This window comes from Streptomyces sp. SAS_270, assembly GCF_052543295.1.
Genome location: NZ_JBMNDS010000098.1, coordinates 1 through 24,632, shown reverse-complemented (window position 1 = coordinate 24,632; position 24,632 = coordinate 1). Strand labels below are relative to the sequence as shown.

Below are 24,632 nucleotides of genomic sequence, written 5' to 3'. Positions count from 1 at the left end.
GTTCAGAGCACCTCGATGGTGGGTCCCGACGGCAGCCGCCGTCGGCAGTCGAGCACGAACGGGGCGTGTTCGGCGATGAGTTCGTAGTCGAAGCTGTCGTGGTCGGTGAGCAGGACCACCACGTCGGCCGCCGCCAGCTCCTCCGGCGCGGGCTCGACCCGCACCAGCCGGGTGTCCACCGGCAGGCTCTCGACGACGTGCGGGTCCGCCGCCTTGACCTGGGCTCCCATGTCGAGCAGCAGTTGGGAGATGCGCAGGGCGGGCGACTCGCGGGCGTCGCCGGTGTTCTTCTTGTACGCCAGGCCGAGGAGCAGGATGCGCGAGCCGTTCACGGAGCGACGTCTCTCGTTGAACAGATCGCTGATACGGCGCGCCACGTACTCGGGCATGTGGTTGTTGATGTCGTTGGCCAGCTCCACGAAGCGGAAGCTCTGGCCGAGTTCGCGCTGCACCCGCCAGGACAGGTACGAGGGGTCGATCGGCAGGCAGTGGCCCCCTACGCCCGGTCCCGGCGTGAACTTCATGAAGCCGAACGGCTTGGTGGAGGCGGCGTCGATGGCCTGCCAGACGTCGATGTCCAGGTGGTGGGCGAACATCGCGATCTCGTTGACCAGCGCGATGTTCACATGGCGGAAGGTGTTCTCGAGGAGCTTGGCGAGTTCGGCCTCCTTCGGCGATCTCACCGGCACGGTGGTGTCGACGAGCTGCGCGTAGAAGTCCTGAACGGCCTTGAGTGACGCCTCGTTGACGCCGGACACGACCTTCGGGGTCTCCTGGAAACCCCACACGGCGTTTCCGGGGTCGATCCGTTCCGGGCTGTAGCCGAGGTGGAAGTCGGCCCCCGCGGTCAGGCCCGAGCCGTCCTCCAGAATCGGGGCGAACAGCTCCTGGGTGGTGCCGGGATAGGTGGTCGACTCCAGGACGACGGTGGCGCCGGGGCGCAGATACCGGGCCAGGGTGATCGCCGACTCCTGGATGTACCGGAGGTCGGGGGTGCCCTCGTGCAGCGGGGTCGGCACGGTCACGACGGCGATGTCGAAACCGGCGCAGTCACGGGCCGATTCGCTCGGGCGGTAGGCGCCGCGGTCCAGTGCCGCGCGGATCCGCTCGGAGGAGACGTCCTCCACGAAGGACTCACCGGCGGCAAGGCTCTTGACCCGCCGGGCGTCGACGTCGTAGCCGATCACCTCGTGTCCGACCTCCGCGGCGCGGATGGCCAGTGGGAGGCCGACGTATCCCTGTCCAACCACGACGACGCGCATCAGTGACTCCTGTTCGCGGAAGCGGGCGACGGGGTGAGCCGGATGAACTCGCGCGCCGTCATGAGGAGGAAGGCAGCATTGGTGGTGAGGTAGCGCCGCCCCAGGCGGCGCGGCTCCTGGAGTGCGCGGTAGAGCCACTCGACTCCCCACCGCTGCCAGGACTCGGGGGCCCGCTTGGTGACCCCGGCCAGGATGTCGAAGGAACCGCCGACCCCGTGCACGACGCGGGCTCCGGTGCGTTCGCCGTACGCGGCGGTGAAGATCTCCTTCTTGGGTGAGGTCATGCCGAGGAACAGCATCTGGGCGCCGCTGTCGGCGATCGCGCCGGCTATGGACTCCTGCTGCTCATCGTCGAAGTAGCCGTTGCGGCTGCCGGCCACCTTCAGACCCGGGAAGCGGTCGGCCACCCGGCGCAGCATCTGCTCCAGCACCTCCTCCTTGGCGCCGAGGAAGTACACCGACATGCCCGCCGATTCCGCCTCGGCCAGCAGCCGCAGGAACAGATCGATACCGGCCACCCGTTCCGGCAGCGGGGCCCGCAGCACCCGGCCGGCCCAGACCACGGCCTGGCCGTCGGCGAGGACCAGATCGCAGCCGGCCACGGCCCGGGCGAGCCGGTCGTCCCGCCGCATGTTCACGAGCTTCGCGGCGTTGACCACCCCGATCTCCAGCTGCCTGCCATCGCGGACCGCTTCGAGGCAGCGCTCCACGGTCTCGTCCATGGTCAGCGGGTCGAGCTCGATCCCGAACAGGGACTGACGCTCCGTCATATCTGGCCCCCCTGCCAGGCGTAGAGCATCCAGCCGAATTCGTACGGCCGGCATTCACGGTCCACGGAGACCGGGCGGTAGACCCGGTCCAGCAACTTCAGCCGGAGGTTCGGAGCCACTCGGGTGCCGAGTCCTCGGGCGGCGCGTACGGCCTTCTTCGGGTCGCCCCGGTAGACCTTGCGCCAGGTGGCGCCGAGCTCGTCGAGGATCAACGGCTCCTGGTTCTCGGGGCGTTCGGCCAGCTCGGGCACGTCCGTCATCCAGCGCAGGCCCTTGCGGATCGACGCGCCGAAATCGCTGCCGCCCGCGTCGGCGAGATCGAACAGGGCGGTAGGCGCCATCGCGTGCTGGTGGACGCTGTAGACCGGGTAGCCCTCCACGACAGCACCGGTGCGCGCGTCGTAGTGCCACCACCACTGCCCGCCCTCGCCCTGCAGTTCACAGATGCGCGCCGCGCACGCCTCGGACGCGGCCAGCGCCTCCGGGTCGCCGCCCCCGTCCGCGCCGGCGTGTGCGCGGGCCAGGGCCTGGAGCGGGTACGTCTGGTCGGCGAAGCAGCTCACATGCGCCCGGTACCAGGGCACCAGGCCCGGCCCGGTGGCGTGCGGGAAGAGCGGACTGTCCCCGATGCGGGACCGCAGCAGACGGTCGCGGGCTCCGGAGAAACGTCTCTCCACGTCGACCGTGCCGCGCGCCGCCGCGAGGGCGGACAGCACCCACGCCGCCTCGACGGTGTACTGGGGCCGGCCCTCCTCGTCCAGGGCATCGACCCGGGCGAGAGCGTCGGACAGCTTGGGGTGCCCGGTCTCGGCGGCGGCCCAGGCGATGAGCGCCGCGTCACCGAGATTGGTCACCCCGGGCAGGGCCTCGACCAGCAGACCCGTGAACTCCTGGGCACTGCGCCCTCCGAGCACCGCGCACTGGCGCTCCTCGGGAAGGAACCGGGCACCCAGCGCGGTGATGGCCGCGTACCGGGTGCTGGTCCCGCGCCGTTCCAAGGTCCAGGAACCGCCGGGGGTCTTCCGCCCGGCCATGGTGAAGGCGAAGGCCTCGCCGCCGGGGAGCAGCATCGGCGCGAGCCCCGACTCGGCGACCTTGAGGAGACGTTGGGCGAGTGCGAGCAGCGCGGGCTCCTCATGACCGAGCGCCGCCAGACGTGTAATGGTCATCGTTTGGGCACACCAACCCCCCTGTGGGTCCGTTTTTGAGCAGACTTGTGATCGCCACGTCGCGGATGGTCACGCGGCGGAAAGGCGGACGTCAGACGCCGCAGCGGTTGTCACTCCACGCTTCAGGCACAGTTGTCCCCACCCGGTACCCCCCCTGGGCACTACTGGTTCGCGTGCTCACTGCGCACAGTCTGCACAGATCGCACACATGTTATGCCTGAAGATGTTCGAGGATTGGCGTTTTGGGAATTCGGGAGTTACGCCCGTTCGATGAGTTCGCCATCCTTCTCGTCGTACAGCGCGCCCGTCTCCGGGCACTTCCATCCGCCCGGCTCGCCCTCCCGCGCGATCAGTCGCACGCCGGCCCGGCCGACCCAGCCGATCCGGCGGGCCGGAACACCGGCCACGAGCGCGAAGTCGGGCACATCCCGGGTGACCACGGCGCCCGCCGCGACCAGCGCCCAACGGCCGACGCGCACCGGCGCCACGCACACCGAACGGGCCCCCAGTGACGCCCCCTCGGCCACCACCACTGCCACGGCCTCCCAGTCGCCACCGCGCTTCAGCCGGCCGAGCGGGTCCACCGAGCGCGGGGAGTAGTCGTTGGTGAGGACCGCCGCCGGGCCGACGAACACGCCGTCACCGAGCACCGCGGGTTCGTACACCAGCGCGTAGTTCTGCAGCTTCACGTTGTCGCCGATCCGCACCCCCGGCCCGACATACGCTCCCCGGCCCACGATGCAGCCGCTGCCCAGCCGGGCGTCCTCGCGTACCTGGGCGAGATCCCAGACCGTCGTTCCGTCACCGATCGTGGCCGTCTCGTCGACCTGGGCGGTCGGCTGGGTCCTGAAGCTCATCTGGCTGAACCTTTCTTCTCGCCGAGCCTTCTCGTCGGGTGGAAGGTAGCCGAGGGGGGAGTGCGGGCGCTCGGTCTTGGACCAGCCGATCCGCCGCACGGTGGAGCGTCCGACCTGATCAGCGTCCGCCCCGAGGGCCAGGGCGCTCGATCAACTCGGCCTGAAGGTGCCGTTGCGGGTCTCGGAGGGTTTCCGTCGCCGGACCGCCCTCACTGCTGCCCCTGGTGGGTCTGGCGGAAGGCGCCTGGAGTCACGCCGGTGTGGCGGGTGAAGAACTTGCCGAAGTTGGTGGGTTCGGGAAAGCCCAGGCGGCGCGCGATGGTCGCCACCGGTTCGTCGGTGTGGGCGAGCAGACGTTGGCCCTCCAGGGCGACGCGGCCGTCGATGACGTGTTTGACGGGCCGGCCGGTGGCGGTCGTACAGGCACGGGTGAGGGTCTTGACGGTGTAGCCGAGGCGGTGGGCGTAGTCGGCGGCGCGCCGGGTGGTGGCGTAGGAGCGCTCCAGCTCGGCGCGGAAGCGGGCGTACACCTCGCCACCTGCGTGCGGGTCGCCGCTGCCCTCGGGGTGGGGCAGCCGGTCGACCTGCAACAGGACGGTGGCCAACAGGAGTTGGAGGATCTCCGCGGACACGGTCTGATCCGGACGGTCGTACTCGGCGCGCAACTGGCCCAGCAGGGTGGAGAGCACCGCGTACGCGGGACGCGTGCCCAACTGCCAACACCCGGGCCCGTACCACTCGTTCACGAGCCGGTCGGCGCTGCTGCTGTGGGGTGGGAAGGCCGACGTGAACAGCAGATGCGTGCCGTTCGCCGTGCCCGGCCGGAGGAAGCGCTGGACCTGGCCCGGCCTGACCCACAACAAGGTGCCGGGGCGGCAGGGGTAGGTCACGAAGTCGATCGCATGCTCCCCGCTGCCCTCGGTGATCAGGGTGAGGGTGTGGAAGTCGACCCGGTGCACCAGGTCGGTCCGTCTTCCCCGCTTGCGACGTCGCTCGTGCAACGTGGCCAGATCGATGATCTCGAAGCCGGGGACCCGCTCCTCGGGCGGACGGAAGTCGAGCCGAAGGATGGCGCCGCCCCGGGCAGGATCGGCGCTTCCGAGGTCCGCGGGAAACATCACGATCTCCAGATGTCCTCGATTTACCATGCCGCGTCTTCAGCGTATCTCGTCTGCCTGCGCTTTCGCGGCGAGAGTAGAAGACGCCAAGGCGGTGCCGAGCCGCCTGTACCTCAAGGAGCACTCCCATGAACGGCACGGTCACGGTCCTCGACAAGGGCGCGGTCCGCATCCACAGCTACATGTCCCCGTCCGACACCTTCCACACCACCACCCAGCTGATCGAGACCCCGGCCCGCATCATCGCGATCGACGCCCAGCTGATCCCCGCCTACGCCGACGAAGCCATCGCGTACGCAAAGGGACTCGGCAAGCCGCTCGACCGGCTCGTCGTCACCCACGCCCACCCGGACCACTACAACGGAGCCGCCCGCTTCGGCGTCCCCGTCCACGCGCTCCCGCAGGTGCGCGAGCAGATCATCGCGCGCGGCGACAGCCACCTGCCCACCGGCATGGTCATCGCCCTCACCGACTTCACCCCGTCCGTGGACATCGTCCCCGGCACCGAGGTCATCGACGGCGTCCCCTTCGTCTTCGAGGCGCTCTCCGGCGGTGAGGCCGCCGACGAACTGCTCATCAAGCTGCCCGAGCAGGGTGTCCTGGTCGCCCAGGACCTCGTCTACAACGACGTCCACCTCTACCTGGGCAACAACGACATCACCGGCTGGCAGCAGGCCGTCGACGCGCTGGCCGCCGAGTCCGGCTACGACACGATCCTCGCCGGCCATGGCCTTCCCACCGGCCCGGAAGTCTACGAGGACGTCCGCCGCTACCTCGCCGACGCCCGCGAACTCCTCGGCGATGACGGCGAGGCGTACAAGAAGGCGATCGTGGACCGATACCCCGCGCACGTCGGCCCGTTCATCATCGACATCGCCAACCGGTCCCTCTTCCCGGCCGACAACTGAGCGCAGTCGGCGTGTGCCACCGCGCCGCGGAACCGGGGCGGTTCGTGCGGCTCGCATCTTCTCTGTTCATTTCTTCTCTGTTCATTGCCCCAGGTCGTTGATCGCCCAAGATCGAGTCGCTTTCGCACCCCGCATGGAGATCCACCATGTCCCACACCAGCCTCCCCCGTTCTCGTGCGGCAGCCGTCGCGGTGGCCTCACTCCTCGTACTGGGTGGCGCCGCCCCGGCCCTGGCTGCCGCCGACGGGGGTGCACCCCATACAGCCGTCCCGCATCACAGGGCTCCGCTGCCCGCCGACGGCGCGGCGACCGAGCCCCTCTCGGGGCCGCACATCACCAACCACTTCAAGTTGGCGGCTTCCCAGCAGCCGGAGAACATCACCGTCGACCGCACCGGAACGGCGTATCTGACCTTCTCCTTCGCCCGGCAGATCGTCCGGGTCGCCCCGGGCGGCCGGCCGCACGTCCTGGCCACGCTGCCCGCCCCGGCCAAGGCCGCCACCCCCAACCTGGGCAAGGCGTTCGTCGGCGGCATCGCCCGCGGCGACGACGGCACCCTCTACGTCGCCTACGCCACCGGTACCGCCGACCTCACCGGCATCTGGGCCGTCCGCCCCGGCGGCCGACCGCACCGCATCGCCGCGCTGCCCGCCGACGGCCTGCCCAACGGCCTCGCTCTCGACCGGCGCACCGGCAAGCTCTACGTCACCGACTCCGTGCACGGCGTGGTCTACCGCGTGCCCGAACACGGCGGCGAGACCACCGTCTGGGCCAAGGGCACAGAGCTCGAGCCCAGCACGTTCGCCGGTGCCAACGGTCTCAAGCTGCACAACGGAGCCGTCTGGGCCACCAACCTCGACAAGGGCACAGTTCTGCGCATCCCCGTCACCGCACGAGGCACCGCCGGAAGGATCCAGGTCCGGGCCACCGGCATGCCGTCCATCGACGACTTCTCCTTCACCGGTCACGGCGACACCCTCCTCGCCGCCCGCGACGACAACGAGGTCGACCTCGTGCGCCCCGACGGCACCCACACCGCCGTCCTCACCGCTGCCGACGGCCTTCAGACCCCCACGTCCATCGCGGTCCACGGCAGCAAGGTGTACGTCCCCAGCGCCGCGTACCTCACCAACAAGGACCCCAACCTGCTCGTCGCCCACCTCGGCCGCTGACGCGGTCGGCACAGCGCACCCCATCGGTGCCGGTGCCGCAACGACCGTGCGGCGCCGGCCCGTCGCGCACGAGCGGCAGCACCGTCCTCATGCACGCTCCGCTCGCCCGACAGCCCTGGAACCGACATGTCCGAACCATCCGCGACCGACGCCGCAGAGACAGCGGGCACGGTCGCCGAACCATCCGCGACCGGCGCCGCCGAGGCAGCCGACACGATCCGTCCGTCGGCTGCCGGACGCCGCCCACGCCGCCTACCCCTCGTCCTGATCCTGGGCTCGCTGACCGCGCTCGGCCCGCTCACCATCGACCTCTACCTGCCCGCCCTCCCTCAGGTCGGCGCAGACCTCCACGTCTCACAGACCGTCACCCAGCTCACCCTGACCGCCTTCATGCTCGGGATCGCCCTGGGCCAGCTGGTCATCGGACCGCTGAGCGACACCCTCGGCAGGCGCCGTCCCCTGCTGATCGGCCTGAGCGTGTACGTCGCGGCGGGCGCCATGTGTGCCCTCGCCCCTGACCCGGCGGTGCTCATCGGTATGCGGCTGGTGCAGGGCCTGGCCGGCGCCGCCGGCATCGTCATAGCCCGGGCCGTCGTCCGCGACCTGTACGACGGACTCGCCGCCGCCCGTCTGCTGTCCTCGCTGATGCTCGTCTCCGGCACGGCGCCGATCCTCGCCCCCGTGCTCGGCGCCCAACTGCTGCGCCTGACCTCCTGGCGCGGCGTGTTCGTCACCCTCACGGTGCTGGGCCTGGCCGTCCTCGCCGCCACCGCAGCCCTGTTGACCGAGACCCTGCCGACCGGCCGGCGTCGGCGCGGGGGACTGCCCGACACCCTGCGCACGATGCGCGACCTCATCGGCGACGGCCGCTTCACGGGCCACCTGCTCACCGGCAGCCTCGGCTTCGCCGCCCTGTTCGCCTACATCGCCGGCTCCTCCTTCACCCTGCAACGGGTCTACGGTGCCTCCCCGCAGACCTTCAGCCTGCTCTTCGCCCTCAACTCGATCGGCATGGTCGCCACCGGACAGCTCAACGGCAACCTGCTGCTCGGCCGCTACCCCTCACAGCGCATCCTGGCAACGGGCCTGGCCGTACTCGGTGCCGCGGGCACTGCCCTTGTTCTCCTGGCCACTGCCACGCACGCGGGCCTGCCCTGGATCGCCACCGCGCTCTTCTTCACCGCCTGCCCGGTCGGCATGATCCTGCCCACCACCACCGCCCTGTGCCTCCAGCGCGCCCCGCACGCGGCAGGCAGCGCCTCCGCGCTCCTGGGCACCACACAGTTCCTCATGGGCGCCCTCGCACCGGCCCTCGTCGGCCTCGGAGGCCAGGGCACCGGGCTGCCCATGGCGGTGTCGGTCCTCGCCTTCGCGCTGGCCGCGGCGGTCTGCTTCCTCGCCTTCTGCCACCCGTGGCATCCTGCTCCGGACCCGTTGGCGGGGTGAGGCACCAAGGAGTCAGTCGCTTCCCACTGCACCAGCCCGTGGAAGGACCACAGCTCCGTGAAGTCGAGTGCGAGCACGGTGGGTTGCAGCGATCACTGAGCCCATATGGTGTTCAACCCGTCCACCGCGTGGGGACCCTGCGCGGTCCATCGCCCTCTCGAACGGAGCCGACATGGAGTACCCGGACCTCTCCGCTCTGCCCGCGGAACTGCAGGAGGCCGTGACCGCGCACGGCTCGCTCAACGTCTTCCGGATGATCATGCATTCACCGGCCCTGGCGCCGGGCATGCTGGCACTGGGGGATGCGGTCCTGCAGCAGAACTCGCTGCCGGACACCCTGCGTGAACTCGCCATTGTCCGGGTCGGTCATGCCTACGGGGCCGCGTACGAGCTCCACCACCACGAGAACATCGCCCGCCGTGTCGGACTCGGTGAGGAAGCGATCGCGGCCGCCGGGACCGGCTCCGCGAAGGAGCTGTCCGCACCCGAAGCCGCCGTTCTCGCCGCCACGGACCGGCTGCTCACCCGGCACACCCTGGACGACGCCGCACGTGACGAGGCGCTGGAGATCCTGACGGTGAACCAGCTCGCCGACCTCGTCATCACCGTCGGCTTCTACCAGCTCGTCTGCGGCTTCCTCAACACCTTCGAGGTGACGACCGAGGGGGAGTCCTAGCCTTCAGAACCTGACGAGCACCACTGCCCGGCACGGCGTGCCGCGCGCTTTGCGGCGAGTCGGCCGGCGCGGGGTGAGGGCGTGTGCATGAGTGCGTCCCGGGCTGACATGCAACCTGTGGGTTGCGCATGCGTCAGCGGATATGCAACCTTGAGGTAGCACATCTGGACGAGACGAGGTCTTCATGATTCCCGACGCCATCGAACGCGCCATCGTGATCAACGCCTCTCCGGAGCGGGTCTGGTCGGTGCTGACCGAACCAGCTTTCCTGGGGCGCTGGTTCGGCAGCGGGGTGCCCGTCAAGATGGACTTCCGCACCGGGGGCCTCCTCCTCTTCGATCACGGTGTCCACGGCTCCATCCCCGCCCGCATACAGACGATCGAGCCGCCCCGCACCTTCTCCTGGCGCTGGTCCCAAGGCGCCGCCGGTGAGGAGCCGACCGAAGGCAACGCCACCCTGGTCGAGTTCGCCCTGACCGTTGACGAAGCCACCGGTAACACCCGGCTCACCATGGTCGAGAGCGGCTTCTCGCGACTTGGCCTGTCGATCGACGAGAGGGCCGACCGTCACCGGGCGAACAGCCAGAACTGGCCCAGCAAGCTCGATCACCTGCGCGAGCACAGCGAACGCCCTGCGGTATGAGCGCTGCCACCGGCGACGAACGAGTCCCCGAGGACGTCTTCCTGGCACTGGCCGACCCGATCCGGCGTCAGATCCTCGCCACACTCGTCCGCGAAGGAGGCGCAACGCCCACTTCGCTGGCCGCCGCCCTCCCTGTGACCCGTCAGGCGGTGGCCAAGCACCTGGCAGTCCTGGATCGCGCGGGTTTGGTGCTCGGTCGGCGCACCGGACGCGAGGTCCGCTACGAAGCGCAGTTGCGCCCCCTGCGGCAGGCGACGCGCTGGCTGGACGGCCTCGCCGCTCAGTGGGAGCGTCGCCTCGGCGCGATCAAGGGCCTGGCGGAGCAGGAGGATCGCCCCGGCGCATAGCGCGACGACGAACAGCGCAGCGTTCGCCCGGTCGCAGACGGGATTTGCACGCCGCCAGAGCCCGAAGGCGTACACCCGCTGACCGACAGACGTACACCCCGGGACTGACGCGCCGCCCCGAAACTCCGCCGGGGGCCGGATGCCACCTTGCGCGTTCGCCCTGAAGGGTGGGGTCATGGGTGGATCCAGAACACTGATGAAGTGTCATAAAGCGTTACTGTCAGGGCAGTTGGCTGCCATCGCGGCTGCCCTCTGTCTCACCTCGGCCACCATGGTGCTGCTGCCCGCGTCCTCGTCCGCCGCGACGGGGCCGGGCGGCGAGACGGTGGCCGACGGCGGGCACACGGCCCGGATCAGCCGGACCGAGTACGGCGTCCCGCACATCGTGGCGCGGGACTTCGACGGGCTCGGTTACGGCTACGGCTATGCGTTCGCGCAGGACAACGTGTGCGAACTCGCCGACCAGGTAGTGACGATGCGAGGTGAGCGGTCCCGGTTCTTCGGGCCCGACGGGGAGTCCGAGGGCTCCAACCTGGCGAGCGACACGTACTACGGGGGCCAGCTGCGCGCGGGCACCGTCCAAAGGCTGCTCGATCAAAAGGCGCCGCTGGGGCCGACCGCGGAGCTGCGCCGGATGGTCGAGGGGTACGCCGCCGGGTACAACCGCTATCTGCGGGACACGGGCGTCGACAAGCTGCCGGACCCGCGCTGCAAGGGCAAGGCCTGGGTGCGGCCGGTCACCGCCCTCGACGTGTGGGGCATCGTGCACGACCTCAACGGCGCTACCGGGGCGGTGCCGCTGGCGCCGGACATCGGCGAAGCGGCCCCTCCGACAGCGGCCGGCGAGCACACGGCGGCGACCGCCGGGACATCCGGCAAAAGGACCCCGTCGCCCTTCGCCACACTCGGCCGAGGTCCCGCCGCCGACTTCGGCAGCAACGGCTGGGCGCTGGGCCGGGACGCCACCCGTACCGGCAACGCGATGGTCCTCGCCAACCCGCACCTGCCCTGGGTCGGCGGCAACTTCCGCTTCTACCAGGTGCAGTTGACGATCCCCGGCACCTTGGACGTGTCCGGCGCCGGCCTGTACGGCACACCTCTGGTCGAGATCGGCCACAACCGCAACCTCGCCTGGACGCACACCGCGAGCGACGCCCAGCACACCTCGTTCTACGCGCTGAAACTGGTGCCCGGCGACCCGACCAGGTATGTGGTGGACGGCAGGACGGAGCGGATGACATCCCGAACGGTCCCCGTCACCGTCCGCACCGGCAACGGCAAGCTGTCGACCGTCGACCGGACCCTGTACACCTCACGCTTCGGCCCCGTCCTGTCCTCCGGCTGGACCACCAAGACCGCCTACGCCGTCCGCGACGCCAACGCCGACAACCTCCGCTCCATGAACACCTGGCTGGCCATGGGCAAGGCCCGGAACCTCGCCCAGCTGCGCACCGCCCAGAACACTTACCAAGGCATCCCCTGGACCTACACCCTCGCGGCCGACACCAGCGGCGGCACGTACTTCACCGACTCCTCGGTCGTCCCGCACCTCACGGACGAACAACTGGAGCGCTGCGCCCGCCCGGACAGCGAGGAAGGGCCCTCCGCCCTGGACGGTTCGACGTCGGCCTGTGCCTGGGGCAGCGACCCGGACGCACTCGTGCCGGGCATCTACGGCCCCTCCCACCAGCCGAGGCTGAGCCGCACCGACTACGTCGCCAACTCCAACAACGGACCCCGGTACACCAACCCCGAAGCGCCCCTCACCGGCTTCCCGGGCGCGTACGACAGCGACCCGCGTCTCGGGCAGCGTGCCCAGCTCGGACTCCGCATGATCGCGGAACGCGCGGACGGCACCGACGGACTCGGCGCCCCGGGCTTCACGGGGCGCACCCTGCGCGCGTCCGCGCTGGGAAACCGCGTCCTGTCGCCCGAGACAGGACGCGACGACCTGGTCGGCATGTGCCGCGCTCACCCCCGCCTGACAGCCACAAACGGCAAGGAGGTCGACGTACGGCAGGCCTGCGTGACCCTCGCCCGCTGGGACACCCGCGCCGACACCTTCAGCCGGGGCGCCGCACTGTGGGCCACCTTCTTCGACCACCTCTTCGAGGCCGGGCCCCCCGACACCTGGCGCCGTGTCCCCTACGACCCCGCGCAGCCCCTCACCACGCCGCGTGGCATCAAGGGCGACGACGTGCGCGTCCGGCGTGCTCTGGCCGACGCCGTCCAGGACTTCGCCGCCCGTGACCTGCCGGTCGACACCGAGCTCGGCACCGTACAGAAGTGGGCGGGCATCCCCCTGTCCGGCTGCAACGGCGACAAGGGCTGCTTCAACGTCCTGGAGGCGAGCCCCGACTCGGGCACCGGCACCCCGACCGCCGGCGCGTTCGGCACCAGCTTCCTGATGGCCGTCGAGCTGACCCCCGACGGCCCCCGCACCCGCACCCTGCTCACCTACGGACAGTCGGCGAACCCGGCCTCACCCCACTACACCGACCAGACCCGCCTCTTCTCCCGCAAGCAATGGGTCACCGAACGCTTCACGCAGTCGGAGATCGCGAGCGACCCGGCCTTGAAGGTGACGACCTTGACGAGGTGAACAAGCCTCCGAGCCCGTGCCGGTACTGACGGGGGAACGTACGCCGAGGGCGGGGCCGCAGAGCCCCCGCCCTCGGCGCTTCGCGTTCCGGGACGCCTGAGGCCCGGGAGCGCGTGACGACGGCGAAGCGATGGGGGCAGTGAGGGGCGGGGCCCGGCGCCCGCTATGTTCAGTCCGATCATCCGACATGTGGAGCTGGTGTGCAGGAGACAGACGAGCGGGCCGAGGAGGCGGAGTCGGCCGTCGTGGCCCGGACGGGGCTCGACAACGACCCCCTGCCCGGCTGGTTCTGGCCGCTGCTGTTGCTGGGAGCCGCCACCGTTCCCGGTGCGGCGTTCTACATCGTCGGCCGGTGGGGGGACGATCCCGCCATGCAGGCCTGGCGGACCGTCTGTCTCGCCGTCACCGTGCAGGCGCTGCCGTTCCTGCTGCTCGGAACGGCTCTGTCCGGCGCGATCAACGCGTTCGTGCCGACGCGGGTGTTCAGCCGGGTGCTGCCGCGGCGGCCCGTGCTCGCCGTCCCGGTCGCGGGAATCGCCGGGGTCGTCCTGCCCGGCTGCGAATGCGCGTCCGTGCCGGTGGCCAAGAGCCTGATCGGCCGGGGTGTCCCACCGGCCGCCGCGTTCGCGTTCCTGCTGTCCGCGCCCGCCGTCAACCCGGTCGTGCTGACCGCCACGGCCATCGCCTTCCCCGGCAGCCCTGTCATGGTCCTGGCCCGGCTGCTCGCCTCGCTCGCCACTTCGTTCGCCATGGGCTGGCTGTGGCTGTTGCTGGGCCGTGAACAATGGCTCCGGCCGGTTGTACGGCACACCGGACACCGGCCGGGACAAAGCCGCTGGACGGAGTTCCGGCGCGGTTTCCAGCACGACTTCCTGCACGCGGGCGGCTTCCTGGTGCTCGGCGCCATGGCGGCGGCCACCTTCAACGTGACGGTCCCGCGGTCCGTGCTGGAGGTGTTCTCCGGATCGCCCTGGCTGTCGGTGCTGTTCCTGGCCGCGCTCGCCATCCTGCTCGCGGTGTGCTCCGAGGCCGACGCCTTCCTCGCGGCCTCGCTCACCGGCTTCTCGCCGCTTGCGCGGCTGGCGTTCATGGTGGTCGGGCCGATGGTCGACCTGAAGCTGATCGCGCTTCAGGCGGGCACCTTCGGCCGGGCCTTCGCGGTGCGCTTCTCCGCTGCCACGGCGGTCGTCGCCGTCCTGTGCAGCGCACTGATCGGAGGAGTGCTGCTGTGAAACGACCCTTCCAGGTGATTCTGCTCGTCCTCGGCGGCCTCGGCCTGCTGCACGCCTCGCTCTTCACCGACCTGTGCCTCAGATACGTCAAGGAAGGCATGCGTCCGATGCTGATCGCATCGGGTGTGCTGCTGCTCGTGCTGGGAGTGGCGGAGGCGTGGTCGCACCGGGGCCCGCACACGGGCGACGAACCCGGCGAACACGAGGAGGGCGAGGGCCACGGCGGTGACGGAGACAGCCACGGTCACGACCACTCCACCCCGCCGCGCGTCGCGTGGCTGCTCTTCCTCCCCGCGCTGAGTCTGCTCTTCTACGCCCCGCCGGCCCTGGGCGCGTACACCGCCTCCCGCCAGGCCCCCAGGGCCGTCGCGGAGCGGCAACACTTCGATCCGCTGCCCGCGACCTCGCCCCTTCCGATCACCCTCACCGATTTCACCAGCCGCGTGCAGCAGGACCGCGAGCAGGCCATCAAGGGGCGGAGCGTCCGGATGACCGGCTTCGTCACACCCGACAAGCGGGGCGGCTGGTACCTGACCCGGATCATCCTGAACTGCTGCGCCGCGGACGCCCAGTCCGTGACGGTGCGGATCTACGGGGCCGGGGTGCTGCCCGCCGACACCTGGGTGTCCGTCACGGGAACCTGGCACCCCGGCGGGACTCTGGGCACGAAGTCCGCCCCGGTCGCGCTCGACGCCCGTACCGTCAAGAACGTCGCCCGGCCGACCAACGGATACACCGACGCCCTTCCGCTCACCTCCTCCTGACGGCCGCTTCGAGGGCCGTTCGGCTTCCCTCTCTGAGCTGTGGGTTCTGATGGTTTGGGATAGTTTGTCGATGTTTTCTCGACTCCCGGTGTCAGCCCTACGCGCTGTAGGGCTTTGAACCTGTTTCGAGCCCTGCGGCGCGCAGGGCTAAGGGGTGACGATGGGCAACGGCTCGCACGCCACTCTCGTGGACGCCCGCCGGCGCGAATCCTCGAAGTCCGCCAGAATCTCGTGGCACGTCAGGGGTGAGCTGTGGCTCGTGGTGCTCGCGTGCGCGTTCGTGCTGCTCCAACTCCTCCTCGTACGACCGGGGATGGGGCTGGGCTGGGACGAGACGGTGTACGTCAGCCAGGTCAGCCCGCACGCCCCGGCGGCGTTCTTCAGCGCGCCGCGGGCCCGGGGCACCTCACTGCTGGCCGCGCCGGTCGCCTCATGGTCGTCGTCCACACCGCTGCTGCGCACCTATCTCGCCCTGCTGTCCGGCCTCGGCCTCTTCCTGGCCCTGCGCGCCTGGCGGGGACTGCTCCCGGTCCGGGTGCGGGTGTCGGCCGGCGCTTTGTTCGCCACGCTGTGGGTGACGCTCTTCTACGGGCCGCAGGCGATGCCCAACTACTGGGTGGCGGTCGGCGCCCTGGCCGGTACGGGCTACTTCCTGCGCGCCCAGGCGGACCCTTCCGACCGCAAAGCGCTGTGGGGCGTGGGGGCTGGCGCGGCCCTGATGGCGTGGATGCGGCCGACCGACGCGGTCTGGGCGATTCTGCCGCTGCTCGTCCTGGTCGTGGGGGTACGGCGATGGCGGCGCCCGCAGCTGTTGGCGGCACTGCTGGTAGGGCTGGTGGCCGGGGCGGGGGAGTGGGTGATCGAGGCGTACGTCAGCTACGGCGGCCTCGGGCAGCGGCTGTCCGACGCATCAGCCATCCAGGGCGGGCTGGGATGGAACATCGCTGTCGCCGATCAGATGCGGAGCCTCGGCGGGCGCGCCCTGTGCCGTCCGTGTGCCGGGGCCATGCCGAGCCTGGCGGAGATGGCGTGGTGGTTCGTACTTCCCCTGCTGGCCGCCCTCGGACTTCTCCTCGCGGTCCGCACCCGGCGCACCGCCACCGCGCTGCTGCCCCTGGCCTGCGCCGCGACCGCCGCCTTCCCCTATCTGTTCCTGATCGGATACGCCGCGCCGCGCTTCCTGCTGCCCGCGTACGCGCTGTTGGCGGTGCCCGCCGCCGACGTCCTCGTCCAATGGGTCACCGCACCGGGCCGGGCCCGGCGGACGGTGGCCGTCACCCTGGTGGCGCTCGGCGTGGGCGGGCATCTGACGATGCAGTACGCGGTGCTGAAGGGGGCCGTGCACCACACCACCGCCGCGCATCGTGACTGGGCCCGCACCGCCGCCGAACTCCACCGGCTCGGCGTACGGCCGCCGTGCCGCCTCACCGGTCACGAAGCCATCCCGATCGCCTTCTACGCCGGCTGCGCCTCCGCCCAGACCGAGGGCCACAACACCAGCACCACGCGGGCCGACATGCTGCGGACCGCGCAGCACATCCCGGTGGCAGCCCTCGCCACGGAGAACGGCGAGCCACCCGCGTACGCCAGACGATGGCCCTCCCACCCGTTCGGCGGCCTGCGCATCCTTCTGGGCCCGGCTGTGCGGGAAAGCGGCCTCTGAGTCGGAGACGCGTCCGCCTGCTGCCCCCACTCCGCAGGAGTCCGAGGTTCCTGGTGATGGTGGCCCCGTGTCTCCGCTGGTGTGGCAGGCAGGGGCCGGCCGGCCGGCTCGTGGCTGTCGCCCGAACGGTCCGTCCGCGTTGCTCCCGCCCATGCGGGGGCCTCGGATGGAACGTGCAAGTAAGAGGTCGTCACCCCGACGAGCGCCGCCCGACGACAGAGGAGTGCACCCGTGTACGTTCGTACCGTCTACGCCACCGGCGATCCCGCCAAGATCGACGAGTCTCTTGACGCGCTCCGTGTCGAGGCCCCGAAGTTGCTGGCCGACCAGCCCGGCTACCGTGGTTACTCGCTGTTCGCCGATCGTGAGATCGGCAAGATCATGATGGGCTCCTGGTGGGAGAGCGAGCAGGCGCAGCAAAACAGCGACGATCACCTCAAGGAGCGACGCGCGGCCCTGCTGGCGCCGTTTGCGCACACCGTGACGGTCGACAGCTGGGAGGCGGTGGTATTCACCCCCTCGCTGCAGGTCCAGGCCGGCGCGGGCTTCCGACTGAGCCGGTTCGATGTCGACCCGTCCAACGTCGACCTGCTCGTCCAGACGTTCAAGAACACCGTCCTGCCCAAGGTCCAGGCCATCGCAGGGTTCGAGGGCATGGCGCTGCTCATCGACCCAGCCAAGGGCCGGGGCAGTGTGGGCGCGTTCTTCACCGATCGGGCCGCGCTGGTGGCTTCCCGAGGTGCGCAGTCAGCGGCCCGTGGGGAAGCGACCGCGAAGGCGAGGGTGACCATGCGCAGCATCGAGGAGTTCGAAGTGGTTCTGGTCGAGCGCGTGTAGGCATCGGGTCCGGGTAGGAGCGGGCCAGGGAACCGGTGTGGGCGATTTCCTTGCTCACCGCACGGCCAGGCTCATCGGGGATCGGCTGCGCGCGGGGCGCGTGGGCCGCCGTATCCCGGTGCTGCGTGGCAGCGGGCCGAGAAACTGATGTTCCGTCACGGCGGCCGGACCGTCTGCCGGCCCGCTTCCTGTCCGTGGTCCGCACACTCGCCCCCCACTTCGCTGGGCGCCTCACGGATGCCGTACCGGCGCATCGCTCCGTACGGCGTCACCGCCCTCTGGGTGGGGGCCGCTGCCGAAGCCGGTGTCGGCGACGCCGCCGCGACCTCGGTTCAGCGGATCCTCGCCTTCGGCGGCCCAGCCATAGCCGTGGTCGTCCTGATGGCCATCGGGTCACCCTCCTGCGGCGTCGCTCCGCGCGCCGCGCACGTGATCGCCACGGACGTGAGCGGCGACGGCAACCCGCTGTGCTCTATCCGCGATCCGAACCTTGCTCGGCAGCGCCGTCCGAGGTTGCCCCGGGACTCGTATAAAGGACCTCGCGCGCCTGTTCCGAGGCCCGGATCATGCTCTCGCCGACGAAGTCGACGAAGCGTGCGATGCCTTCGAGGCGGGCGGCGGCCGGGGTGTCGGGGCCGAGGAGGCTGACGCCCTGCCGTGCGGTCTCGGCGAGCTGGGCGTGGGACCGGGCGGCGGTGATCATTCCCTGGTACCAGACGTCGTCGTCGACGAGGTAGCGCTCGCGGCGGCGTTCGTCGCGTTCCCGGCGGATGAGGCCCTGGCCTTCGAGGAGCGTGACCGCTTTGGAGACGGACGCCGGGCTCACCTGGAGGTGCTGGACGAGTTCGGTCGCGGTGAGGCTGCCCGCGTCGGTGGTGTAGAGGGATACCAGCACCCGGGACGTCATTTTGGGCAGGCCCGACTGCATGAGGAGGGTCGTGAACGTCTCCTCGTACTCGCGTACGGCCTCGGCGTCACGCCCGTTGGCCTGCGGGGGCGTCTCCGGCCCTCGGGGCGCGGCCTGCCTGCGCCGGTGGGCGCGGCGTTCGGTGGCGCGGTGGGCCAGGTCGGAACGGTAGGCGGCGGGGCCGCCGTTCCGCATCACCTCACGCGTGATCGTCGAGGTGGGGCGGTCGAGACGTCTCGCGATCTCCGCGTAGGCGAGGTCGTCCGCCAGGCCCAGCGCGATCTGCTGGCGTTCCTGCTGGGTGAGTCTGCCTCCCGGCATCGAGGTCTCCCTTCGTGCTTCCTTGAAGCCCTCAGCATAGCGTTCATCTTCAACCCAATGCAACGAATAGCGCCTAGGTCGTTGCGTTAAAGATAAAACCGTTGCAACGATATTGTGGCTCCTATCTGGGGCGATGCGGTTCTCGCGCAACGAGTACATTGCTGAATATGTGAACGCAACGTAGCTTTTGCGGAGTCAGAAACAACGACGAGCGCAGGAGAACACGATGCAGAAGTTCGACACCCCCGCCCCGATCGCCGCCGTCCTCGACATCCCCGCGGGACTCATCCGGTTCATCGCCGCCGACCGGGCCGACACCACGGTCGAGGTCCGGCCCGTGGACGCCTCCAAGAGCCGCGACGTGAAGGCGGCGGAGGAGATCGAGGTCGCCTACGCCGACGGCGTCCTGCGGATCGCGCTCCCGGCGGCGAAGAACCAGCTCTTCGGCCCCTCCGGCGCCGTCGAGGTGACCGTCCAACTGCCCGCCGGCTCCCGCGTCGAGGCGAAGGCTGCCGGTACCGAGCTCCGCGGCGTCGGCCGCCTCGGCGACGTCACTTTCGAAGGCGCCTACCGCCAGATCAAGGTCGACGAAGCCGTGAGCGTCCGCCTCACCGCCGTCGACGGCGACATCGAGATCGGCCGACTGGGCGGCTCCTCGGAGATCAGCACCGCGCGGGGCGACATCCGTATCGCCGAGGCCGTGCGCGGCACGGTCGAACTGCGCACCCAGTCCGGCGACATCTCGGTCGGCGCCGCCCGCGGAGTCTCCGCCTCCCTGGACGCCGGCACCGGCCACGGCCGCATCAGCAACGCCCTCAAGAACGACGGCACCGCCGAACTCGACATCCGCGCCACCACCTCACACGGCGACATCACCGCCCGCAGCCTGTAGATCCGCAGCCATCACTAGGGGGCACCTCTCATGACCGACCTGGCCATCGCGGCGAACGGGCTGCGCAAGTCCTACGGCGACAAGCTCGTGCTCGACGGAATCGACCTGGCCGTCCCCGAAGGAACGGTCTTCGCCCTGCTCGGGCCGAACGGCGCGGGCAAGACCACCGCCGTCAAGATCCTCTCCACCCTCGTCTCCGCCGACCCGGGCACCGGCGACATCCGCATCGGCGGCCACGACCTGGCCGCCGACCCCCAGGCGGTGCGCGCCGCGATCGGCGTCACCGGCCAGTTCTCCGCCGTCGACGGTCTGATCACCGGCGAGGAGAACATGCTCCTCATGGCGGACCTGCACCACCTCTCCCGCGGTGAGGGCCGGCGGGCCGCCGCCGAACTGCTGGAGCGCTTCGACCTGGTGGAGGCGGCGAAGAAGCCCGCCTCCACCTACTCCGGCGGCATGAAGCGCCGCCTGGACATCGCCATGACGCTGGTGGGCAACCCGCGGATCATCTTCCTCGACGAGCCGACCACCGGCCTCGACCCGCGCGCCCGCCACAACATGTGGCAGATCATCCGCGAGCTCGTCACCGACGGCGTCACCGTCTTCCTCACCACCCAGTACCTGGAGGAGGCCGACGAACTCGCCGACCGCATCGCCGTGCTCAACGACGGCAGGATCGCCGCTCAGGGCACCGCCGAGGAACTGAAGAGGCTCATCCCGGGCGGACACGTGCGGCTGCGCTTCACCGACCCGGCCGCGTACCGGTCCGCCGCCTCCGCCCTGAGCGGGGTCACGTGCGACGACGAGGCGTTCACCCTCCAACTCCCCAGCGACGGCAGCCAGCGCGAGCTGCGTGCCGTCCTCGACCGGCTGGACGCCGCCGGCATCGAGGCGGACGAGCTGACCGTGCACACCCCCGACCTCGACGACGTGTTCTTCGCCCTGACCGGCGGCGCCGGCGGGCCCACCCGGAACAACCAGCCCAAGGAGACCGTCCGATGAGCACCCCACTGGCTCCCGCCCGCCCGTCCGGGCTGGCCCTCGCCGTCCGCGACTCCTCCACGATGCTGCGCCGCAACCTCCTGCACGCACGGCGCTACCCGTCGCTGACCCTGAACCTGCTGCTCACGCCGATCATGCTGCTGCTGCTCTTCGTCTACATCTTCGGCGACACGATGAGCGCGGGCATCGGCGGCGGCGATGCGGACCGTTCCGCGTACATCGCCTATCTCGTACCGGGCCTGTTGCTGATGACCATCGGCAGCACCACGATCGGGACCGCGGTGTCCGTCTCCAACGACATGACCGAGGGCATCATCGCCCGCTTCCGCACCATGGCCATTCACCGTGGCTCCGTGCTCGTCGGACATGTCATCGGCAGCGTGCTGCAGTCGGTCATCAGCGTGGCCCTGGTCGGCGCCGTCGCCGTGGCCATCGGTTTCCGCTCCACGAACGCCACCGTCCTGGAGTGGGTCGCAGCGTTCGGGCTGCTTGTGCTGTTCGCCATGGCGCTCACCTGGATCGCCGTCGGGATGGGCCTGATCAGCCCGAACGCCGAGGCCGCCGGCAACAACGCAATGCCGCTGATCTTCCTGCCGCTCATCTCCAGCACCTTCGTCCCCATCGACGCGATGCCGGGCTGGTTCCAGCCGATCGCCGAGTACCAGCCGTTCACACCCGCCATCGAGACCCTGCGCGGGCTGCTGCTCGGCAGCGAGATCGGCCACAACGGATGGCTTGCCGTCGCCTGGTGCGTGGGGCTCGCGGTGCTCGGCTACTTCTGGTCGACCTCGAAGTTCAACCACGACCCGAAGTAACCGCCGGGGGAGTCCTACACCTTGTCATCGCGTTCCAGAATCAGGCTGATCGAGCCCTCTTCGAGGTTGATGCCGGCCTCAAGGTGTTCGTGGTAGCCGTCCCGGAGTTCGGGATCGGCGAGAGCGACCAGCCGCTCGGCCAGGTCCCGCAGACCGGCCGCGTTGCCCGCGACAGTGATCTCGGTGGCAGAGCCGTACACCTTGACCCGGGGTTCATCCATGCGGTCACGCTACAGCGGGAGTTCTCAGCTCCGGTCAGGGGTCTTGATCGGGACACAGGGGAAATCGTCGGTGTCCACCTCGACTTCCTTCGTGGGGCCGCACAGCTCGAACGACGTGGCCTTCTCCGTGTCCGAAATGCTGAACCCGACCACGCCGACCTTGGTGGCGCCCTGCTCGACGTCGCTTCCGAGGAAGGATTCGCTCCAGCTGTAGTTCTGCCAGTCGCTGCCCGCGTCCTCCCGGACATCGTCGAGGTCGGCGAGCGCGCTGCTGGGATACGCGTCGCCGAAGCAGTAGCCGCTCTCGCCGAAATCGCAGACCTGCTCCGTCGACTTGTACTTCAGCCGAAGATATTTGAGTTTGACGTCCTGCACCCCGCGGTCGGGAAGTTCTCCGGTCACGGCGACATAGACAGCGACGAAGTGCTTCCCGGCTTCGGCCGAGGAACCTGCCAATTCGGGTGTCCAACGGGTGTCCACAGGCTTCACCCGCACGCCGAGAAGCATTCCCGGTTCGGTCGTCGCGAAGTCCTTGCCCGGGAAGTCGGCGAAATTGCCGTACTGGGGCTGGGAGTCGGTCGATGAGGACTCCGCGGTGGTGGGCGGCGCGTCGCCCTTGGCGTCGTCGCCGCCACCCGAACATCCCGCGACCAGAACAAGTGACCCCACGGCAAGCGCGGCCGGCATACGAATCGACATGTGATCCCCCTCGGACCAGAAACCGAGCCGCATCTTAGCGAGCGGGATCCAACGAGGTTCGGTGCCAAATGGCGCGGGTTCAGTGAAGATTCCTCAGCGACGATTCCTCACCGAAGATTTGAACCAGGAATTTCAGGCTCCCGGATGCAGTCCGAGCGATCCAGGGGTGGGATCGCCCCTGACCTCGCCGAAGTACAGGGCGAAGGTCTGCTTCCAGCGTTCCACCGCGGCGCGGTCGGCCATGAATCGGGGGAAGCCGTCCACGTGGGCGTCGGGGTATTCCCAGAGCTGCTTCAGACCGGCCGGGGGAGTGATGTCGGTGCGCACCGACCAGCCGTTGAAGGAGTTCTTCTGGGACTCGACGGACAGCTGCCAGTTGAGGAACAGCTTGGCGGCCGTGGAGTTCCTGGCCCGCTTGAGGATGGCCATGCGCTGGCCCCAGCCCATGAAGGGATGTCCATCGGCGATCACGAACTTTGCGGGGGACGACGAGGAGGGGACCGCCGAGCCCGCGGTACCGATGCCGATCGCCTTCTGCCCGGCGAAGACGGCATCGCCCGGGGAGTTGCTGCCCCGCGCGAACCGCACGTCCTGGGCGGCGAGTTTGGCCACCCAGTCCCAGCCGTACTGCTGGGCGTACAGCGCGTAGAGGTAGAGGACCGCGTCGTCGTCGTGCGGGTACGCCGAGGCGATCCTGCCCTTCCACTTCGGGTCGACCAGGTCGAGCGGATTGCGCGGCGCGTCCGAGCCCACGGCCGCCGTGCCGTACAGGAAGCTGAAGGCGATCGCGCCGGTGGCCACCCATGCGCCCTGCGGGTCCTTGAACGCGTCGTACACATGGGAGAACCCGGCCGGCTTGTAGTGCAGCAGCCGGCCCTGCTGATTCCAGCGGACGAAGTCCTGCAGCGTCTGCAGCTGTACGACATCGGGGACGAGGGTGTCGGTGGCGAACTGGTTGTCGACGCGGACGTCGTGGTACTTGCTGTAGTCGACGATCAGCGTCAGGTCCATGTCCGGGAAGCGGGCCTTGAAGGCCGCCTTGGTGCCATCCTGCTGGGTCGGCGTGTCGCCGCCGGCGTAGACGACGAGCTTCCCGCCCTCGGCGAGGGCGGCCCGGTACAGCTCGTCGAGTGTCCGCGACTCCTCGGATCGTGCCGAGCGCCGGGACGCGGCGGGAGAGGCCGAGGCCGGGACGGCTGAGGCGCCGAGCGCACCGGCGCCGAGGGCGGCACCGGCACCGACGGTGAGGACACGTCGTCTGCTGGGAAACGTGGGCATGCCGAGGAGACCTCTCTCATGGGGGGTGTGCAACGCCCGGCACAACAGGGCAACGGGCGATGAGCTGAGGCCATTGTGCTGAGCCCGAGCCCGGCTTCGCGTCGTCCGTTCGGCGCGACGGGCCCGCCCGGAGGTGGAAGCCGCGTTCAACCGTTCGGTTGAACGGCCCTGCCGTGTCTGCGGTGTTCGGCTACGCGGGGAGGGGCGCGGAGGCCGGGCGCGGCATCGGCCCGGGAGCGAGTGAGCCTCGTCGGCTCAGTCGCGGCAGCGGGGTTCAGCATCACCGCCGGCAACGCCTGCGGCGGACCGCCGACGTCGACCTCTACGAGATCAACGACGCGTTCGCCTCGGTGCCCGTAGCCGCCGTCCGCCTCCTCGACCTCGACCCGGACCGGGTCAACGTGGCATCGAAGTGGCCCGGCGGCGGGATGGGATCGGCGATGGTGGTCGAGGTGCCCCGGTAGAAGCGCCCCCAAGGGACCACCGCGGACGACCACTGCAGGTGAGTCTGCAGGAGAAATAGCAAAGGCAAGGAGGTCACGCGCTCCTTGCCACTCTTAACTTATAGCGCACCAGGGGGCTTGCGGCAAGGCCCCGGTGATGCCGCAGAATCGCCCCTCGTAGCTGGAGTCTGCGGAAAAACGGGGCTGAGAAATGCGTGTGTTGTTGTCGGCGTACGGGTCGCGCGGGGACGTCGAACCGCTGGTGGGACCCGCGATGCGATTGCGGGAAGTCGGCGCGGAGGTGCCGGTGTGCGTCCCGCCGGACGAGGTGTTCGCGAAGCTGTCGGCCCCGAAGCCGCTGCTCGATGTGGCCGGCCGAGAAAGGCCGCCCGTGTCCGCCTGAGGCAGGCGGGAACGTCGAGCCAGAACCCGTCGAGCGAGTTCGTCACGCACGTCCGGAAGCCTTGCCGCGCGCAAGGGCCGCAAGCGGCCCTCAGATCGGAGCCATTGAAGTGAACCCCCTGACCACCAGCGCGTTCGACCTTCCCGACCGCCTTACCGCCAAAGCCGACCCGACGCTCGTCGCCG

At 69.9% G+C, this 24,632-nt stretch carries 25 protein-coding genes; 16 read left to right on the top strand and 9 right to left on the bottom strand.

What is annotated here, in order from left to right; translation table 11 throughout:
- Positions 1-2: 2 nt before the first annotated feature.
- The 5 genes from ACN6LB_RS40165 to ACN6LB_RS40145 all read right to left on the bottom strand — a co-directional run bounded on the left by ACN6LB_RS40165 (position 3) and on the right by ACN6LB_RS40145 (position 5,176).
- Positions 3-1,262 (bottom strand): nucleotide sugar dehydrogenase, encoded by a 1,260-nt coding sequence (locus ACN6LB_RS40165; RefSeq protein WP_356137372.1) that lies wholly within the window; start codon positions 1,260-1,262, stop codon positions 3-5.
- Entirely contained in the window at positions 1,262-2,032 is a 771-nt protein-coding gene (locus tag ACN6LB_RS40160; protein WP_356137374.1) for a WecB/TagA/CpsF family glycosyltransferase, read from the bottom strand. Before ACN6LB_RS40160 ends, ACN6LB_RS40165 begins: the two co-directional genes overlap by 1 nt.
- The gene (locus ACN6LB_RS40155) at positions 2,029-3,201 is read right to left on the bottom strand and encodes a hypothetical protein (RefSeq protein WP_445030189.1); all 1,173 of its coding nucleotides are present in this window, start codon (positions 3,199-3,201) and stop codon (positions 2,029-2,031) included. Before ACN6LB_RS40155 ends, ACN6LB_RS40160 begins: the two co-directional genes overlap by 4 nt.
- Positions 3,202-3,458: 257 nt before the next feature.
- Positions 3,459-4,058, bottom strand: a complete 600-nt coding sequence (locus tag ACN6LB_RS40150) for an acyltransferase (protein ID WP_445030188.1) — start codon at positions 4,056-4,058, stop codon at positions 3,459-3,461.
- A 209-nt stretch (positions 4,059-4,267) separates the two neighbouring features.
- On the bottom strand, positions 4,268-5,176 hold the full coding sequence (locus ACN6LB_RS40145; RefSeq protein ID WP_445030201.1) for an AraC family transcriptional regulator: 909 nt from the start codon (positions 5,174-5,176) through the stop codon (positions 4,268-4,270).
- Positions 5,177-5,304: 128 nt separating this feature from the next.
- Between ACN6LB_RS40145 and ACN6LB_RS40140 the strand changes: the two genes are divergently transcribed.
- The 11 genes from ACN6LB_RS40140 (at position 5,305) to ACN6LB_RS40090 (ending at position 17,466) form a co-directional block, all read left to right on the top strand.
- The gene (locus ACN6LB_RS40140) at positions 5,305-6,084 is read left to right on the top strand and encodes an MBL fold metallo-hydrolase (protein WP_445030187.1); all 780 of its coding nucleotides are present in this window, start codon (positions 5,305-5,307) and stop codon (positions 6,082-6,084) included.
- Positions 6,085-6,230: 146 nt separating this feature from the next.
- Positions 6,231-7,256 (top strand): SMP-30/gluconolactonase/LRE family protein, encoded by a 1,026-nt coding sequence (locus tag ACN6LB_RS40135; RefSeq protein WP_445030186.1) that lies wholly within the window; start codon positions 6,231-6,233, stop codon positions 7,254-7,256.
- Positions 7,257-7,382: 126 nt separating this feature from the next.
- Positions 7,383-8,702: a multidrug effflux MFS transporter gene (locus ACN6LB_RS40130; RefSeq protein ID WP_445030185.1), complete on the top strand. Its 1,320-nt coding sequence runs from the start codon at positions 7,383-7,385 to the stop codon at positions 8,700-8,702.
- A gap of 172 nt (positions 8,703-8,874) precedes the next feature.
- Positions 8,875-9,378: a carboxymuconolactone decarboxylase family protein gene (locus ACN6LB_RS40125; RefSeq protein WP_356137380.1), complete on the top strand. Its 504-nt coding sequence runs from the start codon at positions 8,875-8,877 to the stop codon at positions 9,376-9,378.
- Positions 9,379-9,562: 184 nt separating this feature from the next.
- Positions 9,563-10,021, top strand: a complete 459-nt coding sequence (locus ACN6LB_RS40120; protein ID WP_445030184.1) for an SRPBCC domain-containing protein — start codon at positions 9,563-9,565, stop codon at positions 10,019-10,021.
- Complete coding sequence (locus ACN6LB_RS40115; RefSeq protein WP_445030183.1) at positions 10,018-10,368, top strand: ArsR/SmtB family transcription factor; 351 nt, start codon at positions 10,018-10,020, stop codon at positions 10,366-10,368. Before ACN6LB_RS40120 ends, ACN6LB_RS40115 begins: the two co-directional genes overlap by 4 nt.
- Before the next feature lie 229 nt (positions 10,369-10,597).
- Positions 10,598-12,970 carry a penicillin acylase family protein gene (locus ACN6LB_RS40110; protein WP_445030182.1) on the top strand — a complete coding sequence of 791 codons (2,373 nt, stop codon included), beginning with the start codon at positions 10,598-10,600 and terminating at the stop codon, positions 12,968-12,970.
- A gap of 200 nt (positions 12,971-13,170) precedes the next feature.
- Positions 13,171-14,202 carry a permease gene (locus ACN6LB_RS40105; RefSeq protein WP_445030181.1) on the top strand — a complete coding sequence of 344 codons (1,032 nt, stop codon included), beginning with the start codon at positions 13,171-13,173 and terminating at the stop codon, positions 14,200-14,202.
- Complete coding sequence (locus ACN6LB_RS40100; RefSeq protein WP_445030180.1) at positions 14,199-14,966, top strand: TIGR03943 family putative permease subunit; 768 nt, start codon at positions 14,199-14,201, stop codon at positions 14,964-14,966. The genes ACN6LB_RS40105 and ACN6LB_RS40100 overlap by 4 nt, the downstream gene beginning before the upstream one ends.
- A 160-nt stretch (positions 14,967-15,126) precedes the next feature.
- On the top strand, positions 15,127-16,629 hold the full coding sequence (locus ACN6LB_RS40095) for a hypothetical protein (protein WP_445030179.1): 1,503 nt from the start codon (positions 15,127-15,129) through the stop codon (positions 16,627-16,629).
- A gap of 231 nt (positions 16,630-16,860) precedes the next feature.
- Entirely contained in the window at positions 16,861-17,466 is a 606-nt protein-coding gene (locus ACN6LB_RS40090; protein WP_445030178.1) for an antibiotic biosynthesis monooxygenase, read from the top strand.
- 472 nt (positions 17,467-17,938) lie between these two features.
- Here the strand turns inward: ACN6LB_RS40090 and ACN6LB_RS40085 are convergent, their stop codons facing one another.
- Positions 17,939-18,694, bottom strand: coding sequence for a helix-turn-helix domain-containing protein (locus ACN6LB_RS40085; RefSeq protein WP_445030177.1), 756 nt, complete (start codon positions 18,692-18,694; stop codon positions 17,939-17,941).
- Between the two features lie 226 nt (positions 18,695-18,920).
- Here ACN6LB_RS40085 and ACN6LB_RS40080 point away from each other — a divergent pair, with 226 nt between their 5' ends.
- From ACN6LB_RS40080 to ACN6LB_RS40070, 3 genes are read left to right on the top strand one after another with little or no spacing between them, the layout of a single operon-like run.
- Complete coding sequence (locus ACN6LB_RS40080; protein WP_445030176.1) at positions 18,921-19,586, top strand: DUF4097 family beta strand repeat-containing protein; 666 nt, start codon at positions 18,921-18,923, stop codon at positions 19,584-19,586.
- 30 nt (positions 19,587-19,616) lie between these two features.
- Positions 19,617-20,588, top strand: a complete 972-nt coding sequence (locus ACN6LB_RS40075; protein WP_445030175.1) for an ATP-binding cassette domain-containing protein — start codon at positions 19,617-19,619, stop codon at positions 20,586-20,588.
- Positions 20,585-21,403 (top strand): ABC transporter permease, encoded by an 819-nt coding sequence (locus tag ACN6LB_RS40070; protein ID WP_445030174.1) that lies wholly within the window; start codon positions 20,585-20,587, stop codon positions 21,401-21,403. Before ACN6LB_RS40075 ends, ACN6LB_RS40070 begins: the two co-directional genes overlap by 4 nt.
- A gap of 14 nt (positions 21,404-21,417) precedes the next feature.
- Here ACN6LB_RS40070 and ACN6LB_RS40065 read toward each other — a convergent pair whose 3' ends face one another.
- The 3 genes from ACN6LB_RS40065 to ACN6LB_RS40055 form a co-directional block, all read right to left on the bottom strand.
- Positions 21,418-21,624, bottom strand: coding sequence for an Imm32 family immunity protein (locus tag ACN6LB_RS40065; protein WP_445030173.1), 207 nt, complete (start codon positions 21,622-21,624; stop codon positions 21,418-21,420).
- A gap of 24 nt (positions 21,625-21,648) precedes the next feature.
- Positions 21,649-22,356: a hypothetical protein gene (locus tag ACN6LB_RS40060; protein ID WP_445030172.1), complete on the bottom strand. Its 708-nt coding sequence runs from the start codon at positions 22,354-22,356 to the stop codon at positions 21,649-21,651.
- 99 nt (positions 22,357-22,455) lie between these two features.
- A complete protein-coding gene (locus tag ACN6LB_RS40055) occupies positions 22,456-23,601 on the bottom strand; it encodes an ABC transporter substrate-binding protein (RefSeq protein WP_445030171.1) in 1,146 nt (381 codons plus the stop codon).
- A gap of 173 nt (positions 23,602-23,774) precedes the next feature.
- Between ACN6LB_RS40055 and ACN6LB_RS40050 the strand changes: the two genes are divergently transcribed.
- Positions 23,775-24,065: a hypothetical protein gene (locus ACN6LB_RS40050; protein WP_445030170.1), complete on the top strand. Its 291-nt coding sequence runs from the start codon at positions 23,775-23,777 to the stop codon at positions 24,063-24,065.
- Positions 24,066-24,255: 190 nt separating this feature from the next.
- Positions 24,256-24,447 carry a hypothetical protein gene (locus ACN6LB_RS40045; RefSeq protein WP_445030169.1) on the top strand — a complete coding sequence of 64 codons (192 nt, stop codon included), beginning with the start codon at positions 24,256-24,258 and terminating at the stop codon, positions 24,445-24,447.
- Positions 24,448-24,632 lie beyond the last annotated feature (185 nt).

What these genes read in the sequence shown, in the direction of transcription:
- ACN6LB_RS40165 (WP_356137372.1), bottom strand. Translation starts at nt 1,262, where the DNA reads ATGCGCGTCGTCGTGGTTGGACAGGGATACGTCGGCCTCCCACTGGCC.
- ACN6LB_RS40160 (WP_356137374.1), bottom strand. Translation starts at nt 2,032, where the DNA reads ATGACGGAGCGTCAGTCCCTGTTCGGGATCGAGCTCGACCCGCTGACC.
- ACN6LB_RS40155 (WP_445030189.1), bottom strand. Translation starts at nt 3,201, where the DNA reads ATGACCATTACACGTCTGGCGGCGCTCGGTCATGAGGAGCCCGCGCTG.
- ACN6LB_RS40150 (WP_445030188.1), bottom strand. Translation starts at nt 4,058, where the DNA reads ATGAGCTTCAGGACCCAGCCGACCGCCCAGGTCGACGAGACGGCCACG.
- ACN6LB_RS40145 (WP_445030201.1), bottom strand. Translation starts at nt 5,176, where the DNA reads ATGTTTCCCGCGGACCTCGGAAGCGCCGATCCTGCCCGGGGCGGCGCC.
- ACN6LB_RS40140 (WP_445030187.1), top strand. Translation starts at nt 5,305, where the DNA reads ATGAACGGCACGGTCACGGTCCTCGACAAGGGCGCGGTCCGCATCCAC.
- ACN6LB_RS40135 (WP_445030186.1), top strand. Translation starts at nt 6,231, where the DNA reads ATGTCCCACACCAGCCTCCCCCGTTCTCGTGCGGCAGCCGTCGCGGTG.
- ACN6LB_RS40130 (WP_445030185.1), top strand. Translation starts at nt 7,383, where the DNA reads ATGTCCGAACCATCCGCGACCGACGCCGCAGAGACAGCGGGCACGGTC.
- ACN6LB_RS40125 (WP_356137380.1), top strand. Translation starts at nt 8,875, where the DNA reads ATGGAGTACCCGGACCTCTCCGCTCTGCCCGCGGAACTGCAGGAGGCC.
- ACN6LB_RS40120 (WP_445030184.1), top strand. Translation starts at nt 9,563, where the DNA reads ATGATTCCCGACGCCATCGAACGCGCCATCGTGATCAACGCCTCTCCG.
- ACN6LB_RS40115 (WP_445030183.1), top strand. Translation starts at nt 10,018, where the DNA reads ATGAGCGCTGCCACCGGCGACGAACGAGTCCCCGAGGACGTCTTCCTG.
- ACN6LB_RS40095 (WP_445030179.1), top strand. Translation starts at nt 15,127, where the DNA reads ATGGGCAACGGCTCGCACGCCACTCTCGTGGACGCCCGCCGGCGCGAA.
- ACN6LB_RS40085 (WP_445030177.1), bottom strand. Translation starts at nt 18,694, where the DNA reads ATGCCGGGAGGCAGACTCACCCAGCAGGAACGCCAGCAGATCGCGCTG.
- ACN6LB_RS40080 (WP_445030176.1), top strand. Translation starts at nt 18,921, where the DNA reads ATGCAGAAGTTCGACACCCCCGCCCCGATCGCCGCCGTCCTCGACATC.
- ACN6LB_RS40075 (WP_445030175.1), top strand. Translation starts at nt 19,617, where the DNA reads ATGACCGACCTGGCCATCGCGGCGAACGGGCTGCGCAAGTCCTACGGC.
- ACN6LB_RS40070 (WP_445030174.1), top strand. Translation starts at nt 20,585, where the DNA reads ATGAGCACCCCACTGGCTCCCGCCCGCCCGTCCGGGCTGGCCCTCGCC.
- ACN6LB_RS40065 (WP_445030173.1), bottom strand. Translation starts at nt 21,624, where the DNA reads ATGGATGAACCCCGGGTCAAGGTGTACGGCTCTGCCACCGAGATCACT.
- ACN6LB_RS40060 (WP_445030172.1), bottom strand. Translation starts at nt 22,356, where the DNA reads ATGCGGCTCGGTTTCTGGTCCGAGGGGGATCACATGTCGATTCGTATG.
- ACN6LB_RS40055 (WP_445030171.1), bottom strand. Translation starts at nt 23,601, where the DNA reads ATGCCCACGTTTCCCAGCAGACGACGTGTCCTCACCGTCGGTGCCGGT.
- ACN6LB_RS40045 (WP_445030169.1), top strand. Translation starts at nt 24,256, where the DNA reads ATGCGTGTGTTGTTGTCGGCGTACGGGTCGCGCGGGGACGTCGAACCG.